The organism is Bacillus australimaris (assembly GCF_001307105.1).
Classification (GTDB): Bacteria; Bacillota; Bacilli; order Bacillales; family Bacillaceae; genus Bacillus; species Bacillus australimaris.
The window spans coordinates 297568-318580 of sequence record NZ_LGYN01000001.1 but is presented as its reverse complement, the minus strand read 5'-3'; the positions used below and the strand labels follow the sequence as shown (position 1 = coordinate 318580).

23 protein-coding genes are annotated in these 21013 nt (G+C 41.7%); 20 read left to right on the top strand and 3 right to left on the bottom strand.

Annotation, left to right across the window (positions count from 1 at the left end):
* Nucleotides 1-208 precede the first annotated feature (208 nt).
* The 3 genes from AKG37_RS01680 (at nt 209) to AKG37_RS01670 (ending at nt 2458) form a co-directional block, all read left to right on the top strand.
* The gene (locus AKG37_RS01680) at nt 209-406 is read left to right on the top strand and encodes a hypothetical protein (protein ID WP_060697296.1); all 198 of its coding nucleotides are present in this window, start codon (nt 209-211) and stop codon (nt 404-406) included.
* On the top strand, nt 394-1494 hold the full coding sequence (locus AKG37_RS01675; protein ID WP_060697295.1) for a response regulator aspartate phosphatase: 1101 nt from the start codon (nt 394-396) through the stop codon (nt 1492-1494). The genes AKG37_RS01680 and AKG37_RS01675 overlap by 13 nt, the downstream gene beginning before the upstream one ends.
* A gap of 226 nt (nt 1495-1720) precedes the next feature.
* Nucleotides 1721-2458 carry a glycerophosphodiester phosphodiesterase gene (locus AKG37_RS01670; protein WP_060697294.1) on the top strand — a complete coding sequence of 246 codons (738 nt, stop codon included), beginning with the start codon at nt 1721-1723 and terminating at the stop codon, nt 2456-2458.
* A 40-nt stretch (nt 2459-2498) separates the two neighbouring features.
* Here the strand turns inward: AKG37_RS01670 and AKG37_RS01665 are convergent, their stop codons facing one another.
* Nucleotides 2499-2729, bottom strand: coding sequence for a DUF2627 domain-containing protein (locus AKG37_RS01665; protein WP_060697293.1), 231 nt, complete (start codon nt 2727-2729; stop codon nt 2499-2501).
* Nucleotides 2730-2878: 149 nt separating this feature from the next.
* On the opposite strand from AKG37_RS01665, the gene AKG37_RS01660 reads away from it, so the two are divergent.
* The 9 genes from AKG37_RS01660 (at nt 2879) to AKG37_RS01620 (ending at nt 13299) form a co-directional block, all read left to right on the top strand.
* Entirely contained in the window at nt 2879-4951 is a 2073-nt protein-coding gene (locus tag AKG37_RS01660) for a sigma-54 interaction domain-containing protein (protein WP_060697292.1), read from the top strand.
* 124 nt (nt 4952-5075) lie between these two features.
* A complete protein-coding gene (gene yqiS / locus AKG37_RS01655; RefSeq protein WP_060697291.1) occupies nt 5076-5969 on the top strand; it encodes a phosphate butyryltransferase in 894 nt (297 codons plus the stop codon).
* Between the two features lie 26 nt (nt 5970-5995).
* On the top strand, nt 5996-7090 hold the full coding sequence (gene bcd, locus AKG37_RS01650) for a branched-chain amino acid dehydrogenase (RefSeq protein ID WP_060697290.1): 1095 nt from the start codon (nt 5996-5998) through the stop codon (nt 7088-7090).
* Between the two features lie 33 nt (nt 7091-7123).
* On the top strand, nt 7124-8245 hold the full coding sequence (buk, locus tag AKG37_RS01645) for a butyrate kinase (RefSeq protein WP_060697289.1): 1122 nt from the start codon (nt 7124-7126) through the stop codon (nt 8243-8245).
* Nucleotides 8235-9659 (top strand): dihydrolipoyl dehydrogenase, encoded by a 1425-nt coding sequence (gene lpdA / locus AKG37_RS01640; RefSeq protein ID WP_060697288.1) that lies wholly within the window; start codon nt 8235-8237, stop codon nt 9657-9659. Before buk ends, lpdA begins: the two co-directional genes overlap by 11 nt.
* 17 nt (nt 9660-9676) lie before the next feature.
* Entirely contained in the window at nt 9677-10669 is a 993-nt protein-coding gene (locus AKG37_RS01635) for a thiamine pyrophosphate-dependent dehydrogenase E1 component subunit alpha (protein ID WP_060697287.1), read from the top strand.
* Between the two features lie 12 nt (nt 10670-10681).
* A complete protein-coding gene (locus AKG37_RS01630; RefSeq protein ID WP_003215848.1) occupies nt 10682-11665 on the top strand; it encodes an alpha-ketoacid dehydrogenase subunit beta in 984 nt (327 codons plus the stop codon).
* Between the two features lie 18 nt (nt 11666-11683).
* Nucleotides 11684-12940, top strand: coding sequence for a dihydrolipoamide acetyltransferase family protein (locus AKG37_RS01625; protein WP_060697286.1), 1257 nt, complete (start codon nt 11684-11686; stop codon nt 12938-12940).
* A gap of 65 nt (nt 12941-13005) precedes the next feature.
* Nucleotides 13006-13299 (top strand): YesK family protein, encoded by a 294-nt coding sequence (locus AKG37_RS01620; protein ID WP_060697285.1) that lies wholly within the window; start codon nt 13006-13008, stop codon nt 13297-13299.
* Between the two features lie 13 nt (nt 13300-13312).
* On the opposite strand, the gene AKG37_RS01615 is transcribed toward AKG37_RS01620, so the two are convergent.
* Complete coding sequence (locus AKG37_RS01615) at nt 13313-14206, bottom strand: YegS/Rv2252/BmrU family lipid kinase (RefSeq protein WP_060697284.1); 894 nt, start codon at nt 14204-14206, stop codon at nt 13313-13315.
* 170 nt (nt 14207-14376) lie between these two features.
* On the opposite strand from AKG37_RS01615, the gene AKG37_RS01610 reads away from it, so the two are divergent.
* From AKG37_RS01610 to AKG37_RS01585, 6 genes are all read left to right on the top strand, one after another.
* On the top strand, nt 14377-14814 hold the full coding sequence (locus AKG37_RS01610; RefSeq protein WP_060697283.1) for a BrxA/BrxB family bacilliredoxin: 438 nt from the start codon (nt 14377-14379) through the stop codon (nt 14812-14814).
* 194 nt (nt 14815-15008) lie between these two features.
* Entirely contained in the window at nt 15009-15773 is a 765-nt protein-coding gene (locus AKG37_RS01605) for a transporter substrate-binding domain-containing protein (protein WP_060697282.1), read from the top strand.
* Nucleotides 15774-15891: 118 nt separating this feature from the next.
* On the top strand, nt 15892-16548 hold the full coding sequence (locus AKG37_RS01600) for an arginine ABC transporter permease ArtQ (RefSeq protein WP_003215691.1): 657 nt from the start codon (nt 15892-15894) through the stop codon (nt 16546-16548).
* On the top strand, nt 16541-17263 hold the full coding sequence (locus tag AKG37_RS01595; protein WP_060697281.1) for an arginine ABC transporter ATP-binding protein ArtM: 723 nt from the start codon (nt 16541-16543) through the stop codon (nt 17261-17263). Before AKG37_RS01600 ends, AKG37_RS01595 begins: the two co-directional genes overlap by 8 nt.
* A gap of 120 nt (nt 17264-17383) precedes the next feature.
* A complete protein-coding gene (locus tag AKG37_RS01590) occupies nt 17384-18337 on the top strand; it encodes an aromatic acid exporter family protein (protein ID WP_024422917.1) in 954 nt (317 codons plus the stop codon).
* A gap of 52 nt (nt 18338-18389) precedes the next feature.
* Complete coding sequence (locus tag AKG37_RS01585) at nt 18390-18899, top strand: L,D-transpeptidase (RefSeq protein ID WP_060697280.1); 510 nt, start codon at nt 18390-18392, stop codon at nt 18897-18899.
* Between the two features lie 39 nt (nt 18900-18938).
* On the opposite strand, the gene prli42 is transcribed toward AKG37_RS01585, so the two are convergent.
* Nucleotides 18939-19031 (bottom strand): stressosome-associated protein Prli42, encoded by a 93-nt coding sequence (gene prli42 / locus AKG37_RS18775; RefSeq protein WP_017357951.1) that lies wholly within the window; start codon nt 19029-19031, stop codon nt 18939-18941.
* A 101-nt stretch (nt 19032-19132) separates the two neighbouring features.
* On the opposite strand from prli42, the gene mce reads away from it, so the two are divergent.
* Both mce and AKG37_RS01575 read left to right on the top strand, forming a co-directional pair.
* A complete protein-coding gene (gene mce, locus AKG37_RS01580) occupies nt 19133-19555 on the top strand; it encodes a methylmalonyl-CoA epimerase (protein WP_060697279.1) in 423 nt (140 codons plus the stop codon).
* A complete protein-coding gene (locus tag AKG37_RS01575) occupies nt 19542-21011 on the top strand; it encodes an acyl-CoA carboxylase subunit beta (protein ID WP_060697278.1) in 1470 nt (489 codons plus the stop codon). Before mce ends, AKG37_RS01575 begins: the two co-directional genes overlap by 14 nt.
* Nucleotides 21012-21013: the final 2 nt, after the last annotated feature.

Sequence of the window (21013 nt, the reverse complement as noted above, 5' to 3'; positions counted from 1 at the left end):
AAAATATGGTCGTGTTGGTAAAATCAACTTAGTGTTTAAATTGGACAAACGGGCTGCTTTATTTTCAGAATAAAATGAAAAATAAAGCATGAAAAAATAAAAATGACATAAAGTATTGGTAATCAGCTACGCCAATCAGTTGTTAGGTTTCAATAATAGAAGAAGAAAACGCTCATTCGTAAGAAAAAGGATGAGAGGATAAGGTCTGATGGATTTGGTAATTAAAGCAAATGAGATCGAAAGTTCTATTTCTATTGACCCGATTGGTTGGCGTTTTAAAGTCACTGGCTTCTTAGAGGTTGTGCCATTTGAACTGAATATTCCCATTGTCGAATTTAATAATTTTCACATTCTTTTACTATGCTATAATAATGAAAAGAAGAGGGTGAGGTTATGGGAAAGCTGAAAATCCACTCTGCTGAGGTGGCCAACGAAATTAGCAAGTGGACGAGGGTCATTTCTCAGAATGACCTAGAAAAATCTGCTGTTTATAAAGAGAAAATTCAGAATTTGCTAAAAAATACAGATGAGGACCGCGAAGTTCTCCTTTATTATCAGCTTGTTGACGGCAGACATGAAATGTTACTTGGAAATATTGAAAAAGCCAATCAAATTATGAAAAGTGTCGGAACGCTCGATGAGAAAGCAGATGACATTATTAATTTTTATTTTTACTTTTACAAAGGCCAATATGCTGCATATGTGAAAAAGTATGATGAAGCCATTAGTTTTTACAAAATTGCAGAACAGCGGCTAAAACGTGTGAATGAAGACCTTGAAGTAGGAACTTTTCACCATAAGGTTGCTTCGGTCTATTACGAACTGAAACAAAATTTCATATCCATTAATCATATTAAAAAAGCCATCGATACATTTAAAGCGCATGAAGAGTATACAGCGCAGGCGATTGATAGCTTGATTTTACACGCAAGTAATTGTATTGATTTGTTCCAATTTGATGAAGCAGCGGAAAAGTATCAAGAAGCACTCGAAAAAAGTAAGCGTATGAACAATGAAGTGCTGATTGGGAAATGTTATCACAATTTAGCCGTTCTTTATTATGCAAAGCATGATTATGAAAAATGCGCGCAATACGCCAAAAAAGGAATGGGCATTCAAATTCACCGCGACAATAGCCATTATTACATTCAATCTTTATATGTTCTGGCAAATGCCTTAGTTCATCTAGGAGATCAGGAGGCGAAGGAATATATTAAAGAGGGTATTCACTACAGTTGCGATATCCAAAATAATGAATATATAGTAAAATTTGAAATTTTGGATTTGATGTGCGAGAATAGTGGGGCAGCAGACGTATTCTCTGAAAAATTAGACTACATAGAAAAAAATAGATTATATGTGGAGCTTGAGGATTTGTCTGAGCAAATATCGAAATACTTCAAGGAACGAAATGATTATCAAAATGCTATACGTTTTCTTGAAAAGAAATTCGATGCACAAATACTTCAAAAGAAAGTGGAGGTTATCTTATGAAAAAGTTGTTGTTAGGTGTAACCGTCGTTACAGCAGTCGCAGTTGTTTCTTCCCTTTTTGCTCTTGACGCAGAGACGACAGAGCAAGCCATCAGAGCGATTACGTGATCGAATTTATGTGTCAACCTCTTCGTACCAATCAGAAGAGGTTTTTTTATGTGCTCAAACTGGAAAAAAGAAAAAAAACACGTCATAATGAAAGGAAGCATCATTTTTAGAGGTGACCTATGACGAAAATTTTTGCACACAGAGGCTTTAAAGGCATCTATCCTGAAAACACCATGATAGCCTTTGAGCATGCACTCCATTCTGGAGCTGACGGAATTGAACTGGATGTTCAACTGACGAAAGACGGCAGACTTGCTGTCATTCACGATGAGAAACTGAACAGAACCACGAACATGAAAGGGTTAGTGAAAGACCATACATATGAGGAATTAAAAGTAGGAGATGCGAGTCATTCTTTCTATGAAGAAACCGGGGCTGTATCCATTCCTCTTTTAGAGGAAGTATTAGAACTAGTGACCCAGAAATCATCATTGATCATCAATATTGAACTAAAAAACTCCATTTACCGATATCCGGGTATCGAAGAGAAAGTAAAAGAACAAATTGAGTACTTTCAAATAGAAGACCGTGTCCTAGTCTCATCTTTTCATCACGGCAGTTTAGCTCTTTTTCACAAGCTGATGCCGCAAATTGAACTTGCTGTTCTCACAATGGATGTGATTCATCAGCCGGAGATGTATTTAAAAACAGTACCAGCAAGAGGTTATCATCCAAACATTAAGGGTGCAGGCGTGACGAAAGAGGTCGTGTCAGCTCTCCATGCTGCAAAGCAAGCGATCAGGCCGTTTACAGTAAATAGTGAAAAGCAAATGAAAAACATGTTTTCCTTAGGTGTCGATGGAATTTTTACTGATTTTCCTGACCGAGCCGTGAAAATAAGAGAAGAAATGAAATAAAGACCTGCTATGAACAGCGGGTCTTTTTTCGTGTTTATCTCTACTTAAAGCGAGCAGTTACTTTATTCCGTTTACGGTCTCTATATAAAATAAACCCCGCAACGACATAAAGACCCACTCCTAAAAATAACAACCCTGCAATTCCTTGCAGCCATAAAAATGGAAATGGTGCAATGATGATGCCGAAAACAGTGTCACGCAGCAGCTTAATCCCAAGTGCTGCAAGCGCGCCAGGTATTAAAATAATCACTAGTGCAAGTATTCTCCCCATCAAATGTCCCCTTAAACGTCATTTACTTCCATTGTCTAATTCAAAAAATATTTTGTCAAGAAAGGAAAACGTGGTAATATAAGAGTTGTGCAATTTTTTGCAACGGAAAATTATGGTGTGCAAATTTTTTCATATAAAGGGGTAACGGGATGCAGAGAGTCTTGATTGTCGGTGCAGGACAGGGTGGATCAGCATTACTTGAAACATTGCTGAAAACAAATATGATTCAAATCGTTGCGATCGCCGACCTTGACCTTGAGGCACCGGGGATGGTAGAAGCGAAAAAGAATGGAATTGATACGACAACAGATTGGAAAGAATACATAAAAGATGACATTGATATCATCATTGAAACAACAGGCAGTTCTGCTGTGCATAAAGAACTGATTGAAGTAAAGCCAGAGCATGCTGTTATTGTTCCAAGTTCGATGGCATACGTCATATCAGAATTAATGTCAGAAAAACAGCAACTGATTCAAATGTTAAAGGAACAAACCTATAAACATGACCGCATTTTTAATGCAACGAACGATGGCATGATTTTTATCAATATGGATGAAGAAGTCGTTTTGTTTAATCGATCAGCCGCCAAAATGGTTGGGCGATCGCAAAAAGATGCGATTGGCTGTCACATACGAGAAGTGATTCCAAACACAAAGCTTCCTTACATTTTAAGATCGAGAGAGCCAGAATTTAATCAAAAACAATTTCTCAATCAGCAAATACAAATTGTCACAACACGTTTGCCAATTATTGATGACGCAGGGAGAATGTTAGGCGCTTTGTCTATCTTTAAAGATATTACAGATGCCGTGGAGCTCGCGGAGGAAGTAACGAACCTCAAAGAAGTGCGAACGATGCTTGAGGCGATCATTCAATCATCAGATGAAGCCATATCGGTTGTAGATGAGCAGGGAAAAGGAATCTTGATCAACCGAGCTTACACGAAAATGACGGGTCTGACAGACAAAGATGTTGTTGGCAAACCAGCAGGTGCGGATATTTCTGAAGGAGAAAGCATGCATTTGAAGGTGCTTGAAACAAGAAGACCGGTTCGAGGCGCTAGAATGAAAGTCGGGCCAAATAAAAAGGATGTGATTGTCAACGTAGCACCAGTCATCGTTGATGGCATTTTAAAAGGCAGTGTTGGCGTCATTCATGACGTATCAGAAATTCAATCGCTCACGAATGAATTGAATAAAGCGCGGCAGCTCATCCGGACGCTTGAAGCAAAGTATACATTTGAAGACATTATTGGAGAAAGTGAGCAAATGCTTGTGGCACTTGAACAGGCAAAGCTAGGGGCAAAAACGCCAGCTACTATTTTACTCCGGGGAGAATCAGGTACTGGAAAAGAGCTGTTTGCGCACGCTATTCACAATGAAAGTGACCGGAAATATAATCGCTTTGTACGGGTCAACTGTGCGGCTTTGTCAGAAACTCTTTTAGAGTCAGAGCTTTTTGGCTATGAGGAAGGAGCGTTTTCTGGTGCAAGGCGCGGCGGAAAAAAGGGACTGTTTGAAGAGGCGAATCAAGGCAGTATCTTTTTAGATGAAATTGGTGAAATGACCCCAAGTACACAAGCGAAGCTGCTTCGCGTGATGCAGGAGAAAGAAATTGTCAGGGTAGGAGGAACAAAGGCCATACCGGTTGATGTTCGTGTAATCACGGCAACAAATGTCAATATTGAAAAAGCGATGGCGGAAGGAAAGTTCAGAGAGGATTTATATTATCGCATGAACAGATATCCGATCTCCATCCCGCCGCTCAGGCAGCGCCTTGAAGATATTGACTCGTTAAGCAAACGTCTCATCCAGAAGATCAATTTAGACTATGGCCGGAATGTGAGCGGTTTGACGGAACAGGCACTTCATCGACTGCGATCATACAGCTGGCCTGGGAATGTAAGAGAACTTGAAAATGTACTTGGACGAGCCATGATCTTTTTGAACCCGCAAGAAGAATGGATTGATGAAGAGCATATTTCGTTCATGGAGTCAGAAGAACCGGAAGAAAAAGAGCAGCAGGAACTTGCTGTCAGTCAATTTGAGGGAGAGACACTTTCAGATGCTGTTGAGGCATTTGAAGCGCAGCTCATTAAACAAACCCTTGAAAAGCATCAATTCAATCGTACGAAAACAGCGAAAACGTTAGGGATCAGCATTCGGAACCTTTACTATAAAATGGATAAATATCAACTTGCAAAAGATAGCATGCAATAAAATGCATATTGCCTGCAAATGATTGCATGAATGTCATGCAAAAAGCCTCATTTCACTGCATTTCAAACTGGCACGGAACTTGCATATGAAAACATGAACCGAGCATAAGGAAAGGTGGGCATATATGAAGCTTGATGATCTGATTATGAAAGCTGCCCAGCTGCAAAATAAAACGGCGGCTGTGGCTCATGCAGAAGACGAAGAAGTGCTTCATGCCATTAAGATGGCAATTGAACGAAGAGTCGCTCGCTTTCTGCTGGTTGGGAACAAAAGCAACCTGAAGGAGCTAGTGAAACAGCATGAGATCAATGAGGACTGGATAGATATCATTCATTCAGATTCTCCCGAAGAATCTGCCAAAATTGCCGTGCAGGCAGTCAGTGAGAAGCATGCAGATATTTTGATGAAGGGACATGTCCCGACAGCCGTCCTTTTAAAAGCGGTACTGAATAAAGAGTATGGGCTTCGGACAGCGAGTGTCCTATCACATGTCGCGGCATTTGAAGTACCGGGCTTTGATCGCTTTATCTATGTGACGGATTCTGCGATGAACATCGCGCCCGATTTAAATATGCTGAAAGAAATTACGATCAATTCTGTTCAAGTAGCACAAGCTGTCGGAAACGACATGCCCAAGGTTGCCGTGCTTTCTGCGGTAGAGGTTGTGAATCCAGCAATGGATTCCACTTTAACTGCGGCAAGTCTGGCGCAAATGAATCGTAGAGGTCAAATTTCTGGATGCCTTATTGATGGGCCTCTTGCTTTAGATAATGCCATTTCTCATACGGCAGCTTCTCATAAAAATATTACGAGTGATGTAGCCGGCCATGCAGATATTTTGCTTGTGCCAACAATTGAGGCAGGAAATATTCTTTATAAATCTCTCATCTACTTTGCACATGCAAAGGTGGGAGCTGTGGTGGCAGGAGCGAAGGCGCCGATTGCTTTAACTAGCCGGTCTGATTCAGCCGAAAGTAAGCTTTATTCAATCGCGCTTGCCATCTGTACATCAAATTAAGCGGAAGTAATAGGAGGAATAATACAATGGAACTTTTTAAATATATGGAACGATACGATTATGAACAGCTTGTATTTTGTCAGGATGAGCAATCTGGCTTAAAAGCCATTATTGCGATTCATGATACAACACTTGGACCAGCACTAGGTGGAACGAGAATGTGGACGTATGAAAACGAAGAAGCAGCAATTGAAGATGCGTTGCGTCTAGCAAAAGGAATGACGTATAAAAACGCGGCAGCAGGTCTTAACCTTGGCGGTGGAAAAACAGTCATCATCGGTGACCCGAGAAAAGATAAAAATGAAGAAATGTTCCGTGCATTTGGGCGTTACATTCAAGGGCTGAATGGGCGTTATATTACAGCGGAAGATGTCGGTACAACGGTAGAAGACATGGATCTTATTCATGAAGAAACAGACTATGTAACAGGTATTTCTCCTGCATTCGGTTCGTCCGGAAATCCGTCACCAGTCACGGCTTATGGCGTGTATAAAGGAATGAAAGCAGCTGCAAAAGCAGCATTCGGTACAGATTCATTAGAAGGAAAAACAATTGCCGTCCAAGGCGTTGGAAATGTAGCCTACAATCTGTGTAAACATCTGCACGAAGAAGGCGCACAGCTCATTGTCACAGATATCAACAAAGACTCTGTCAAGCGAGCTGTTGAAGACTTCGGGGCAAAAGCTGTCGATCCAGAAGATATCTATGATCAAGAATGTGATATTTATGCACCGTGTGCACTTGGCGCAACCATTAACGATATGACAATTCCTAAGTTAAAAGCAAAGGTCATCGCAGGTGCAGCGAATAACCAGCTAAGAGAAACGCATCACGGAGATCTTATCCATGAAATGGGGATTGTGTATGCCCCTGATTATGTCATCAATGCCGGCGGTGTGATTAACGTTGCTGATGAGCTTTACGGCTATAATGCAGATCGTGCGATGAAAAAAGTCGAAGGCATTTATCAAAATATTGAACGTGTGATTGAAATTTCTAACCGTGATGCCATTCCAACCTATAAAGCGGCAGACCGATTGGCTGAAGAACGAATTGAAAGAATGCGTAAATCAAGAAGTCAATTCCTGCAAAATGGTCAACATATTTTAAGTCGTCGCTAATTTGAAGAATGAGTTGAAACGGAGGTTTTGTTTTTGCTGACAAAAGAATGGCGTATTCTCACGATTAATCCTGGCTCTACTTCAACAAAAATCGGTGTGTTTCACAATGACCGTTCTATTTTTGAAACGACACTAAGACATACAGATGAGGAATTAAAGCAGTTTCCACATATCATTGATCAATTTTCATTCCGCAAAGAAGTTATTTTAAAAACACTGCATGAACAGGGGATGAACATCTCAAAGTTTGATGCGGTTTGCGGACGCGGCGGCCTTCTTCGACCAATCGAAGGAGGCACCTATGAAGTCAATGAGCAAATGGTGGAAGACCTAAAAGAAGGATATGCCGGCCAGCATGCATCCAACCTCGGCGGGATCATCGCAAGAGAAATTGCCCTTGGCCTGAATATCCCAGCTTTTATTGTCGATCCAGTTGTGGTGGATGAACTAAAGCCAATTGCTCGTATTTCAGGACTGCCAACGATCGAAAGAAAAAGTATCTTTCATGCATTAAATCAAAAAGCGGTCGCAAGAAAAACAGCTGCTTCTTTTGGAAAAAGTTACGAAGAGTTGAACATGATTATTACTCATATGGGCGGCGGTATCACCATTGGTGTACATGAAAAAGGGAAAGTCATCGATGTCAATAACGGTCTGCATGGTGAAGGTCCTTTCAGCCCTGAGCGAGCGGGAACCTTACCAACAGGTGACCTCGTGAACCTTTGTTTTTCTGGTGAGTATACCCAAGAGGAAATGCTCAAACGCATTATTGGCGAAGGTGGGCTTGCGGGTTATCTTGGCACGACAGACGCTGTAAAAGTAGAACGCATGATAGAAGCAGGTGATGAGCGTGCAGCACGGATTTATGAAGCAATGTGCTATCAAATTGCCAAGGAAATTGGTGCAGCGAGTGCTGTGTTAAAAGGAGCAGTGGACGTCATTGTATTAACAGGCGGACTTGCATACAGCAAACAGATTACGTCAAGTATTAGAGGGTATATTGACTGGATTTCAGATGTTGTTGTGTATCCAGGTGAAAATGAACTGCAGTCCTTAGCAGAAGGTGCACTTCGTATTTTAAAAGAAGAAGAATCACCAAAAGAATACCCAAATGATCAACGGATGAAGAAAGGAGTGACAAGTCATGGCAACTGAATATGACCTCGTCATTCTTGGTGGGGGCACAGGCGGCTATGTAGCGGCCATCCGTGCCTCGCAGCTTGGATTGAAAACAGCAGTTGTAGAAAAAGCAAAGCTTGGCGGAACATGCCTTCATAAAGGCTGCATTCCGTCAAAAGCGCTTCTCAGAAGTGCAGAAGTCTATCAAACCGTCAAACGTGCAGCTGATTTTGGTGTTGAGACGGGCGGCATTGCCTTGCAATTTGCGAGTGTGCAGAAAAGAAAAACAGAGATTGTAGAAAAATTAGCAGGCGGCGTCAAACACTTAATGAAACAAGGGAAAATTGATGTATATGAAGGGATCGGCCGTATCCTTGGTCCATCTATTTTTTCGCCAATGCCAGGAACGATCTCCGTAGAAATGGCAAATGGAGATGAAAATGAGATGCTGATTCCGAAGCAGGTCATCATTGCGACAGGATCAAGACCACGTGTGCTGCCAGGGCTTGAAGCGGATGGAACACACATCCTCACATCAGATGATGCACTTGAAATGTCAGAGCTTCCGCAGTCGATCCTGATTGTCGGTGGAGGTGTCATTGGAATTGAGTGGGCATCCATGCTCAACGATTTTGGTGTAAACGTCACAGTGATCGAATTTGCAGATCGCATTTTGCCAACAGAGGATCATGATATTTCCAAAGAAATGGAAAAGTTATTATCTAAAAAAGGCATCACCTTTGTGACAAATGCGAAGGTACTGACAGATACTGTAGAAAAGCAGGGAAATCACGTTGCGATTCAAGCGGAAAAGGATGGAGACGTACAGACCTTTGAAGCGGAAAAACTTCTTCTTTCAGTTGGCAGAGTACCTAATATCGAAGGAATAGGTCTTGAAAACACAGACATCCAAACCGAAAAACAAGGCATTGTCGTAAATGAGCATTATCAAACGAAAGAATCGCATATTTACGCAATAGGAGATGTCATTGGTGGACTTCAATTGGCACATGTGGCTTCACACGAAGGTATGATTGCCGTAGAACATATGGCTGGGAAAGATCCAAAACCGCTCGATGAAACACTCGTATCGAAATGTGTTTACTCTCACCCGGAAACCGCTAGTGTTGGACTGACTGAACAGGCGGCAAAAGAGCAGGGCTTTGAAGTCAAAATAGGAAAATTTCCATTTATGGCGATTGGAAAAGCGCTTGTGAACGGGGAGTCTGATGGATTCGTCAAAATCATTGCCGATCAAAAGACAGATGATATTTTAGGAATTCATATGATTGGTCCTCATGTAACAGATATGATATCTGAAGCTGGATTAGCCAAAGTACTTGATGCAACGCCGTGGGAAGTGGGGCAAACGATACACCCTCACCCGACCTTATCAGAGGCGATTGGCGAAGCAGCCCTTGCTGTTGACGGGAAGGCGATCCATTTTTAATCAAGGAGGGAAACATGATGAGTAACATGCGTCATCAGGAACTAGGATTATCAGATGAACAAGCAATTGATATATATAGAACAATGCTTCTAGCAAGGAAAATTGATGAACGGATGTGGCTTTTAAACCGTTCTGGGAAAATTCCATTCGTTATTTCTTGTCAAGGACAGGAAGCGCAGCAAGTCGGCGCTGCTTTTGCGCTGAATAGAGAAGAAGATTACGTCTTACCTTACTATCGTGATATGGGGGTTGTTCTTGCCTTTGGGATGACAGCAAAAGACTTAATGATGTCTGGTTTTGCAAAACAAGACGATCCAAACTCAGGCGGAAGACAAATGCCGGGTCATTTTGGACAAAAGGCAAATCGCATTGTGACCGGATCATCGCCTGTTACAACGCAGGTTCCTCATGCGGTGGGGATTGCACTTGCTGGACGTCTAGAACAGAAAAATTTTGTCAGCTTTGTCACGTTCGGTGAAGGTTCATCAAACCAAGGCGATTTCCACGAAGGCGCTAACTTCGCTGCTGTGCATAAACTGCCTGTTATTTTCATGTGTGAAAACAATAAGTACGCGATTTCTGTGCCGTATGACAAACAAGTGGCATGTGAACGTATTTCAGATCGTGCGATTGGCTATGGAATGCCAGGCGTAACCGTTGATGGAAATGATCCGCTTGAAGTATATGCCGTAGTCAAAGAAGCGAGAGACCGTGCAGCAAGAGGCGAAGGCCCGACATTGATTGAAACAATCTCTTACCGTTTAACTGCGCATTCAAGTGATGACGATGATTCAAGCTATCGAGAAAAAGAAGAAGTGCTCGAAGCGAGAAAGAAAGATCCGCTCATCCAATATGAAACGTATTTAATCGAAGGAAACGTCATGACTTCTGAAATGAAAGAAGAAATGACAAAAGAAATCATGCAAATCGTAAACGAAGCCACTGATGAAGCGGAAAACGCAGCTTATGCTGATGCAGAAAGCGCACTTCGTTACGTGTATGCGGAGTAAGGGGGAAGAAAAATGCCTGTTATGTCATATATAGACGCCATTACACTGGCAATGAAAGAAGAAATGGAGCGAGATCCGAAAGTGTTTGTGCTCGGAGAGGATGTCGGGAAAAAGGGCGGCGTATTTAAAGCGACAGCGGGACTTTACGAGCAATTTGGAGAAGCGCGCGTCATGGATACACCTCTTGCAGAATCAGCCATTGCGGGTGTAGGTATTGGGGCAGCGATGTATGGGATGCGTCCAATCGCAGAAATGCAATTTGCGGATTTTATTATGCCTGCAATCAACCAAATCATTTCAGAGGCTGCAAAAATTAGATACCGCTCAAATAATGATTGGAGCTGTCCAATGGTTATCCGCGCACCTTACGGGGGCGGTGTACACGGGGCACTTTATCATTCACAATCGGTCGAAGCGATTTTTGCCAACCAGCCTGGTTTGAAGATTGTGATGCCTTCTACTCCTTATGATGTAAAAGGTCTTTTAAAGGCAGCAGTGCGTGATCCAGATCCTGTATTGTTCTTTGAACATAAACGTGCATATCGTCTTATTAAAGGAGAAGTGCCTGAAGAGGATTATACACTTCCGATTGGAAAAGCAGATGTGAAACGTGAAGGCGATGATATTACGGTCATTACATATGGCCTGTGTGTCCATTTTGCGCTGCAAGCAGCAGACCGCCTTGCAAAAGACGGTATTTCCGCTCATATTCTCGATCTGAGAACAGTGTATCCGCTTGATCAGGAAGCGATTATTGAAGCTGCATCAAAAACAGGCAAAGTGCTTCTGTTAACGGAAGATACAAAAGAGGGCAGCATCATGAGTGAGGTTGCGGCGATCATTTCGGAGCATTGCTTATTTGATTTAGACGCACCAATCAAACGCCTGGCAGGACCAGAGATTCCGGCAATGCCTTATGCACCAACTATGGAGAAATTCTTCATGGTCAATCCAGATAAGGTAGAAGCTGAAATGAGAGAGCTAGCGGCGTTTTAAGAAAGAGGAGGGTTTCAAGTGGCAATTGAACAAATGAAAATGCCTCAGCTAGGTGAAAGTGTAACAGAAGGAACGATTAGCAAATGGCTCGTTTCACCTGGCGATCATGTGAATAAATACGATCCGATTGCGGAAGTCATGACAGATAAAGTGAACGCAGAAGTTCCGTCATCCTTTACAGGAACGATTACAAAGCTATCGGCTCAAGAAGGCGAAACGCTGCAAGTAGGAGAAGTGTTCTGTGAAATTGAAATAGAAGGTAGCGCGCCTCAGAGTGTAAAAGAAGCAGCAGCACCTGAGCAAAGCGAAGCGCCTGAAGCAGATCAAACTAAAGAGAATCAAAGTCAAAAGAAACGTTACTCTCCAGCAGTCCTTCGTTTAGCAGATGAGCACGGAATTGATTTAGCGGCTGTTCAAGGAACAGGAGCAGGCGGCCGAATCACAAGAAAAGATCTGCTGCAGCTCATTGAAAATGGCGGCGTTCAAGAGAATACAGCACCTATCAATGAACATGCTGTTCAACCGAAGCCTGAACAGCCATCAAAAGCAAAAGCAGCGCCTTCCATCTCTTCCATGCCTGGTGATGTTGAACTGCCAGTCACGCCAATTCGGCAGGCAATTGCGGCAAATATGCTGAGAAGCAAGCATGAAATTCCGCATGCATGGACAATGATGGAAGTCGATGTGACAAATCTTGTGACAAGAAGAAATCAGCTGAAAGATCAATTTAAAGCAAAAGAAGGCTTTAATTTGACGTTCTTTGCGTTCTTTGTCAAAGCAGTGGCTCAAGCCTTAAAGGAATTCCCTGAAATGAATAGCATGTGGGCTGGAGATAAAATTGTGCAAAAGAAAGCAATCAATGTTTCGATTGCTGTCGCTACAGAGGACGCTCTTTTTGTGCCAGTCATTAAGGATGCAGATGAAAAAACCATTAAGGGCATCGCCAAAGAAATTCATGAGCTTGCGTCTAAAGTGAGACAAGGAACACTGAAGCAAAGTGATATGGAAGGCGGTACATTCACTGTCAACAACACAGGATCATTTGGTTCGGTTCAATCTATGGGAATCATTAATTACCCGCAAGCGGCGATTTTACAAGTAGAATCGATCGTGAAGCGTCCAATGATTGTAAATGGCATGATTGGGGCTAGAGACATGGTCAACCTTTGTCTCTCATTAGATCACAGAGTACTAGATGGTCTTGTATGCGGCAGATTCCTTCAACGAATTAAACAAATTCTTGAAGGCATCGACGAACAGACATCTGTTTATTAATCATTTTTTCCCCCCTCCCGGTCATGAGAGGGGGATTTCCACATCTAAGAGAAAGGAGCGATGATATGTCTGGACTAGACTTTTTTGCTTTTCTAACGATTGGACTCATGTTTATCACAGCGATTGCGTTTGCTTTTCTGCGGTACATATCTAAATCACGCAATCATCCTGAAAGATTACTGCTCATCATATCGATCGTTTCAATTATTCAAATTGCGTACTGCTTGCTGATTGTCGGCGGGTTTAAAGGAGTAGCCAATAGCTTTTTAGGAATATCACTTCTCGCCGGGACATTGCTCGGATATGTACTTGAATATTTATACAGACGCTATATTAAAAAAACGCCCGAATCAAAATGATGTCGGGCGTTTTTTATTCTGCTGGAACAATAAAGGTCAAATGCTGTTTTAACACCTCTAAAGATGAGGGGGCCTTCATATAAACTTCACCATCCGTATCGGCATCCATTTCTTCTTCCGTGTGGATACGAATACTGGACGCTTGAATGAGAGATAGATCGCCAGTGAAATCCTCTAACTCTTCACGGTTCATCGAAAAGATTTCCTTTAAAGCGGAGAAACTCGTATTTCTGCAAATTAAGATTTCCGCTTTTCCATCATCAATAGCTGCATTTGGCAAATCAATTTTATTTGTACCAATAAAATGTCCATTCATTACAAGAACAATGACAGCTTCCTCTTCCCAGCTTTCCTTTTCAGTCTCAATCCGTACGGGAAAAGGATTTGTTTGCTGCAGGGTGCGCAGGGCACTTGTGAAGTAGCTGATTTTACCGAGTACGGCTTTTTCCTTGTCATTGATATTGTTGGAGGTTTCTGCAATAAGCCCAATTCCCCAAAAGTTTAATAAGTATCGATCTTCTGCCTTGATTAAGTCGACCTTTTTTTCTAAGCCGTCAACAATCATTTGAGCAGCTTTTTGCATTTGTTGAGGAATTCCAAGCGTTCTAGAAAAATCATTGCATGTCCCGCCTGGTAATATCGCTACAGCGGGCCTTTTTGCTAAACCGCCGATACCGTTCATGCATTCATGCACGGTCCCATCTCCGCCTAAAATAATAAGCAGTTCCACCGTTTCATCGATATGGCGGCAGAAATCATAGGCGTCTTTTGGCTGTTTTGTTGGTTTAAGAATGAGTTCATCAATATGTAGAGAAAGAAGAGGCACTGTTTGACCAAGTGTTTTTTCCATGTTTTTTTGTCCAGCATTTCCATTATAAATGAGCATCGCTTTTTTGAATTTTGCCATCACGCAGTTCTCCCTTTCATCTCTTTATCATCACTTTTCCCCAATTTGACAGCTCATAAACGATGTTCAAAAAAAGGTTGCGAAGGAAAAGACAACACATTTGCCCGCAGGCGTTTTCCTTGATATGATGGAGTTAAAATGGTTATGGTACGCAAAAGGAGTGGACGGACATGAATATTGATTTTAATTTATTTATGAATGATATTGTGAAACAAGCGAGAGAAGAGATTAAGCAGGCAGGCTACACTGAGCTTACATCAGCTGAAGAGGTAGACGAAGCCCTGACTCAAAAAGGAACAGCACTTGTCATGGTGAATTCAGTATGCGGCTGCGCAGGCGGTATTGCAAGACCAGCTGCAGGCTATTCTGTTCATTATGATAAGCGTCCAGATCAATTGCTGACAGTGTTTGCTGGACAAGACAAAGAGGCAACAGCAAGAGCCCGTGAATACTTTGAAGGCTTTCCACCATCTTCACCATCCTTTGCATTATTAAAAGACGGAAAAATCATCAAAATGGTTGAACGTCATGAAATTGAAGGGCACGAGCCAATGGAAGTAGTGTCAAAACTACAAGCCGCTTTTGATGAGCATTGCGAAGAAATCTAACATGTGACTTTTGAATGAATAAATAGAAGCAGCTCGGTCTTTAGATCGGGCTGCTTCTTGTTTTATAAGACAATGGAATCAAAATAATTTTAGCAAAATACTATTGCATCTTAAAAAGAAAGTGTTTAAAATACATTATAGTGAATAAATATTCAAATCAACACATGATTTTAAATACTGGGAGGCATCATCATATGAAAAAGTGGTTATTATTACTTATGACAGCTGGTCTTGCAGCTGCACTCGCAGCTTGCGGAACTTCTTCTAATAATTCAAACGCATCAGGAGACGACAAAACACTCGTTATGGCGACATCAGCAGATTATCCGCCATTTGAATCAAAAGACGGAGATAAAATTGTTGGATTTGATGTAGACCTGGCAACAGCAATAGCAAAAAAGAACGGCTACAAGCTAGAAATACAAGATATGGACTTTGCAAGCCTTGTATCCGCCCTTAAAACAAACAAAGCTGATATTGTCCTTGCAGGAATGACACCTACAGAAAAACGTAAAAAACAAGTGGATTTCTCTGATGTTTATTACAATGCTAAAAACTTAATTGTATCAAAAAAATCTAGCGGAATTAAAGCAGAGAAAGACTTAAAAGACAAGACAGTCGGCGTTCAATTAGGTTCTATTCAACAGGAAGAAGCAAATGGTTTGCAAAAGAAATATAACCTAACAGTTGAAGACCGTAATAAAATCTCTGATATCATTCAAGAGATCAAAGCAGGCCGTTTTGATGCAGCTATTATTGAAGATAAAGTAGCTGCTGGTTACTTGAAAAAGGAAAAAGACTTCCAAGCATTTGGATTGAATAGCTCAAACGAAGGTTCAGCCATTGCATTCAAGAAAAATAGCGACTTAACAGCGAAATTTAATAAATCATTAAAAGAAATGCAAGATAATGGTGAACTTGATAAATTAATTAAAAAATGGTTTGCTGATGAAAAGTAAGTCAGGAAAAGAATCAGCGTCATACATGAAAATCAAGTAGAAAGCGCTGAAAAGTTCAACACGAGTTGAACTTTTTTCCTGTTTTGATGTCGTATGAAAGCAAAAAAAGGAGAATGTCATGTTGGATTTTAAAGATGTAATACCTCAGATGCCCTTTATTTTAGAAGGACTTAAGGTCACGCTTTCTATTGTAGTGGTATCGCTTTTTCTTGGATTTATCTTAGGAATTTTATTAACCCTTTGTAAGATTAGTGTATTTAAGCCGCTCATTTGGCTTGCGGATTTCTATACGTCAATTTTCCGAGGCACACCGCTCGTGCTTCAATTGCTCATTATTTATTTTGGTCTTCCTCAGCTTCTTGGGTTTCAAATCGATCAATACTGGGCTGCTGTAGCGGCATTTTCACTCAACTCAGCGGCATACGTCTCTGAAATCATTCGTGCAGGTATTAATGCAATTGATAAAGGTCAAAAAGAAGCAGCCGTTGCGTTAGGTATTCCTTATGCTAAAATGATGAAGGACTTATTGCTTCCGCAGGCATTTAAAAATATTTCACCTGCACTTGTGAATGAAACGATTACACTGACAAAAGAATCAGCTATTGTGACAGTCATTGGACTGGGCGATGTCATGAGACGAGCCTATCAAGCAGGGGCCGTTACGTATAATTATCTTGAACCGCTTATTTTTGCGGGTCTTATCTATTATGTCATCGTGCTTGTTCTCACCTTTGTCGGCAAATCGGTGGAAAGGAAGTTAAAATCAAATGATTAAAATAGAGAAACTCACAAAATCTTTTGGGAAAAACGAAGTATTAAAGGGGATCGACACCACCATTAAAGAAGGGGAAGTTGTAGCGGTGATTGGACCATCTGGTTCAGGAAAATCGACATTTCTTCGCTGCATCAACTTACTTGAAAAGCCGACTTCCGGTGTGATCACAATTAAGGACACCGAAATCACAAATCCAAAAACGAATGCACTTAAAGTGCGTGAGAACATCGGAATGGTGTTTCAGCATTTCCATCTGTTCCCGCATAAAACTGTGCTGGAAAATATCACGTATGCGCCAATGAATGTGAAGAATCAATCGAAGGAAGAGAGCATCAAACAAGCTGAAGATCTGCTGAAAAAGGTAGGGCTTTTAGAGAAAAAAGATGACTTCCCAAACCGTTTGTCCGGCGGTCAAAAGCAGCGTGTGGCGATTGCGCGTGCGCTTGCCATGACACCAGACATTATGCTGTTTGACGAACCCACTTCAGCACTAGATCCTGAAATGGTGAAGGAAGTGTTAGAGGTTATGAAAGAGCTGGCTCAATCTGGTATGACCCTCGTCATCGTCACACATGAAATGGGCTTTGCAAAAGAAGTGGCTGACCGCGTGATCTTTATGGATGACGGGAAAATTGTAGAGGATGCAAACCCTGTGCAATTTTTTGAATCACCGTCTTCGAAGCGTGCGCAAGACTTCTTACAAAAAATATTATAAAGAAAAAAGAGAAGGAGACTTAACATCTCCTTCTTTTTTTGATTATAATGGGGAAAGTAAAAAAAGTTCATCACTTCACAAAAGTGAATGGAAACAAGACAGAAAAGAGTGAATCACATCATGTTTAAAATCGGCTACCGAACGCTGAAAACAGCATTAGGAACAGCGATCGCTATTTATATTGCACAATTGCTTGGCTTGCAAAATTATTCAGCTGCAGGGATTATTACGATCCTTTGTATTCAGGTGACGAAGAAAAGGTCCCTCTTAGCATCGGGAGCCCGCTTTGCCGCATGCAGTCTTGCTATTTTGTTTTCTTACTTATTTTTCGACCTGATTGGGTATCATCCTTTTGTCATTGGTTTGATGCTGCTTGTCTTTATTCCAACAACGGTTTTGCTTCGAATTAAAGAAGGGATTGTGACAAGTTCAGTCATCATCCTCCATTTATACATGTCTGGCGGGATTACCCTCCATCTCATCTGGAATGAACTACTGCTGATTACCATTGGTGTTGGGGTTGCACTAATTATGAACCTATATATGCCTAGTGTTGATAAAAAGCTTAAACGCTACAGCGAACAGATTGAAGCCAACTTTGCAAAAATCTTTGAGGAAATTGAGCAATACTTAATGACAGGGAAACAAGACTGGACAGGAAAGGAAATACCAGAGACACATCAGTTGATTAAAGAAGCGAAAGCTCTTGCATATCGTGATGTTGAAAACCATGTGTTAAGACATGAAAACCTGTATTATCATTATTTCAACATGAGACAAAAGCAATTTGAAATCATTGAGCGTGTGCTGCCCAAAATTACGTCCATTTCCGTCACAACGGAGCATGGACAAATCATTGCAGAATATATTAGAGACTTACGCGAACATATTCACCCTGGGAACACAGCGCATAAGTTTTTAAGACGCCTCATTGATATGAAAGAAGAGTTCGATGCACTTCCTCTCCCGCAAACACGAGAAGAATTTGAGGCAAGAGCTGCACTCTTTCATTTCCTCGGGGAAATGGAACAATATTTAGTACTGAAAAGCTATTTTAAAGGGATGAAAGAATAGAGACGCATGAGTTCCTCCTTCATTGGTCAATCTAATGAAAAAGGAGGAGCCTATGCGTCTTTTATTTTATACCGTACTAACCATGTCCCTTTCGCCTATCTGGCCGCTCGGACAAAACCCGCTTCCAGGAGACCCGTTTGTCATTATTAATAAACAAACAAATGAATTAGCCTTTATTGATCAAGGAAAAATACAAAAAGTATATCCTGCTTCTACAGGAAAAACAGCGGATTTAACGCCAGAAGGTGAATTTACCATTATGATCAAAGCGAAAGACCCCTATTACAGGAGGAAGAATATTGAAGGCGGTGCGAAGAATAACCCTCTTGGGCGAAGATGGATTGGATTTGATGCACGAGGAACAGATGGTAGAACCTACGGAATTCATGGAACGAGTGACGAAACATCGATTGGGAAATTTATTACAGCAGGCTGTGTGAGGCTTCATAATCAAGATGTAGAGCTTCTGTTTGATCAGCTTCCAGTTGGTACAAAGGTATGGATTACAAAATCAAGTGATTCTTTTGAAACGCTTGCCAAAGACAAACAGGCCATTCGTTGATGAAAACGAATCACCTGCTTGTCTGCTTTTATAGAAACCTTATAAAAAGGCTGCCGCTCCTGCTAAAAGTGAAGAAATTAACAGCAGGCTAATCATAAGCAATACCATAAATTTCATGAATTTCTGAGACATATCGCACCCCTATAACCGAAGATTTTTGCGACAAGCGCACCTGTCTTTATTCTATCTGGTTTTTTCATATGCGACAAGTGATCTATAAAGGAAGTGAACGGATGAAGCAAATCGATCATATTGCCATTGCGGTCTTCTCTATTAAAGAAACATCTCAAACACTTCGCCGGCTATTTAACTGGCATTTTTCAGACATACAAGAAATTCCTGAGCAGGAGATTAGAGCGTCCTTCGTTTCACTTGATAAGCTGCTCATTGAATTAATTGAACCGATGTCAGTGCGCAGTAAACTACATACCTTTTTAACAAAAAGAGGAGAGGGGCTCCATCATATTGCGTTAAGGTCAGGTGACATTCAGGCGGATCTTAGCCGTCTTGATCACCTTGGTGTGCAGCTTCTCCAAAAATCTGCACAGATGGGCGCCAGCGGAAAGCAGATTGCTTTTATTTCACCTAAAGAAACATCAGGTGTGTTATTTGAGTTGTGCGAGTCCTTGAAAGGAGAGGAACATGGCGATGAATGAATCGTTCAATGACTTGTCAAAGTGGCGAGAGCAAGCATTAATTGGCGGTGGTGAAAAACGAGCTGCGGCTCACAGAAACAAAGGAAAGCTGACGGTTCGTCAGCGGCTGCATGAGCTTCTAGACGAGGGCAGTTTGATGGAAATTCAATCATTTGCAACCGGCGACTTGTCAGAGCATGTCGGTGACGGCGTTGTCATTGGAACGGGACTCATTCATGGAAAGCCAGTATGTGTTTATGCACAAGACGCAACCGTTTATGGGGGCTCCTTAGGTCACATGCATGCTAAAAAAATTGTGTCTTTAATGGATCTGGCGGCTAAAAATCACATGCCGGTCATCGGTCTAAAAGACTCAGGTGGTGCGAGAATTCAAGAGGGTGTGGTATCATTAGAGGGATACGGACAGATTTTTAAACGGAATGTGTTGTACTCTGGTCAAATCCCGCAAATATCTGTTATTTTAGGTTCTTGTGCTGGAGGTGCGGTTTATTCACCTGCATTAACTGATTTTGTTTTCATGACAGAGCAGACAGCTCATATGTTTTTAACTGGTCCGAAAGTAATAGAAAAGGCAACAGGAGAAACGGTCTGTCCTGACCGTCTTGGCGGTGCAAGTGTTCAGCATCAGACAAGCGGGAATGTGCACTATACTGGGAAAGATGAGAAAGACGTGTTAAAAGCGGTTCGAACTCTTTTAACGTACATACAAACGAAACAACAGGCGGTCATGCATACTGAAGCACAAACGCATGATACTGCCGATCCGGGCAGATTACTGCCAAAGGATCCATCACGCACCTATGATGTCAAACAAGTGGTGGCAGGGATAACTGATTCAGGCTCATTCTTTGAAACGCAGCCTTGTTTCTCAAAAAATATCGTCACAGGTTTTGCCAGATTACAAGGGGCCTCAATTGGTGTTGTTGCCAATCAGCCAAAGGTGCTGGCAGGAAGCCTTGATCTTAACGCAGCCGATAAAGCGGCCAGGTTTATTCGATTTTGCGATGCGTTTCATATTCCGCTCTTAACCTTTGTGGACGTTCCTGGTTTCTTACCAGGGGAGAAAGCTGAGCATGCGGGAATTATCCGCCACGGCGCAAAACTTTTATATGCGTACGCTGAAGCGACTGTTCCAAAAATCACTGTGATTTTAAGAAAAGCGTTTGGCGGTGCATATGTCGCGATGAACAGTAAGGGCTTAGGTGCTGACTTTGTTTATGCATGGCCAGAAGCTGAAATTGATGTGATGGGGAAAACGTTCGCAGACGAAATCGTTCATCCTGATTTGCGTGAGATTGATAAGAAACCAAGTGTATGGAAAGCGGCTCAGGCAGGGCTCATAGACGATATTTTCATGCCAGCTGAAACGAGAGAGCGATTGATTCGCTCATTTGATGTGCTTCGCAGTAAGGAAGAAGATAGACCGTTAAAAAAACATGGCAACATGCCGCTATAAGA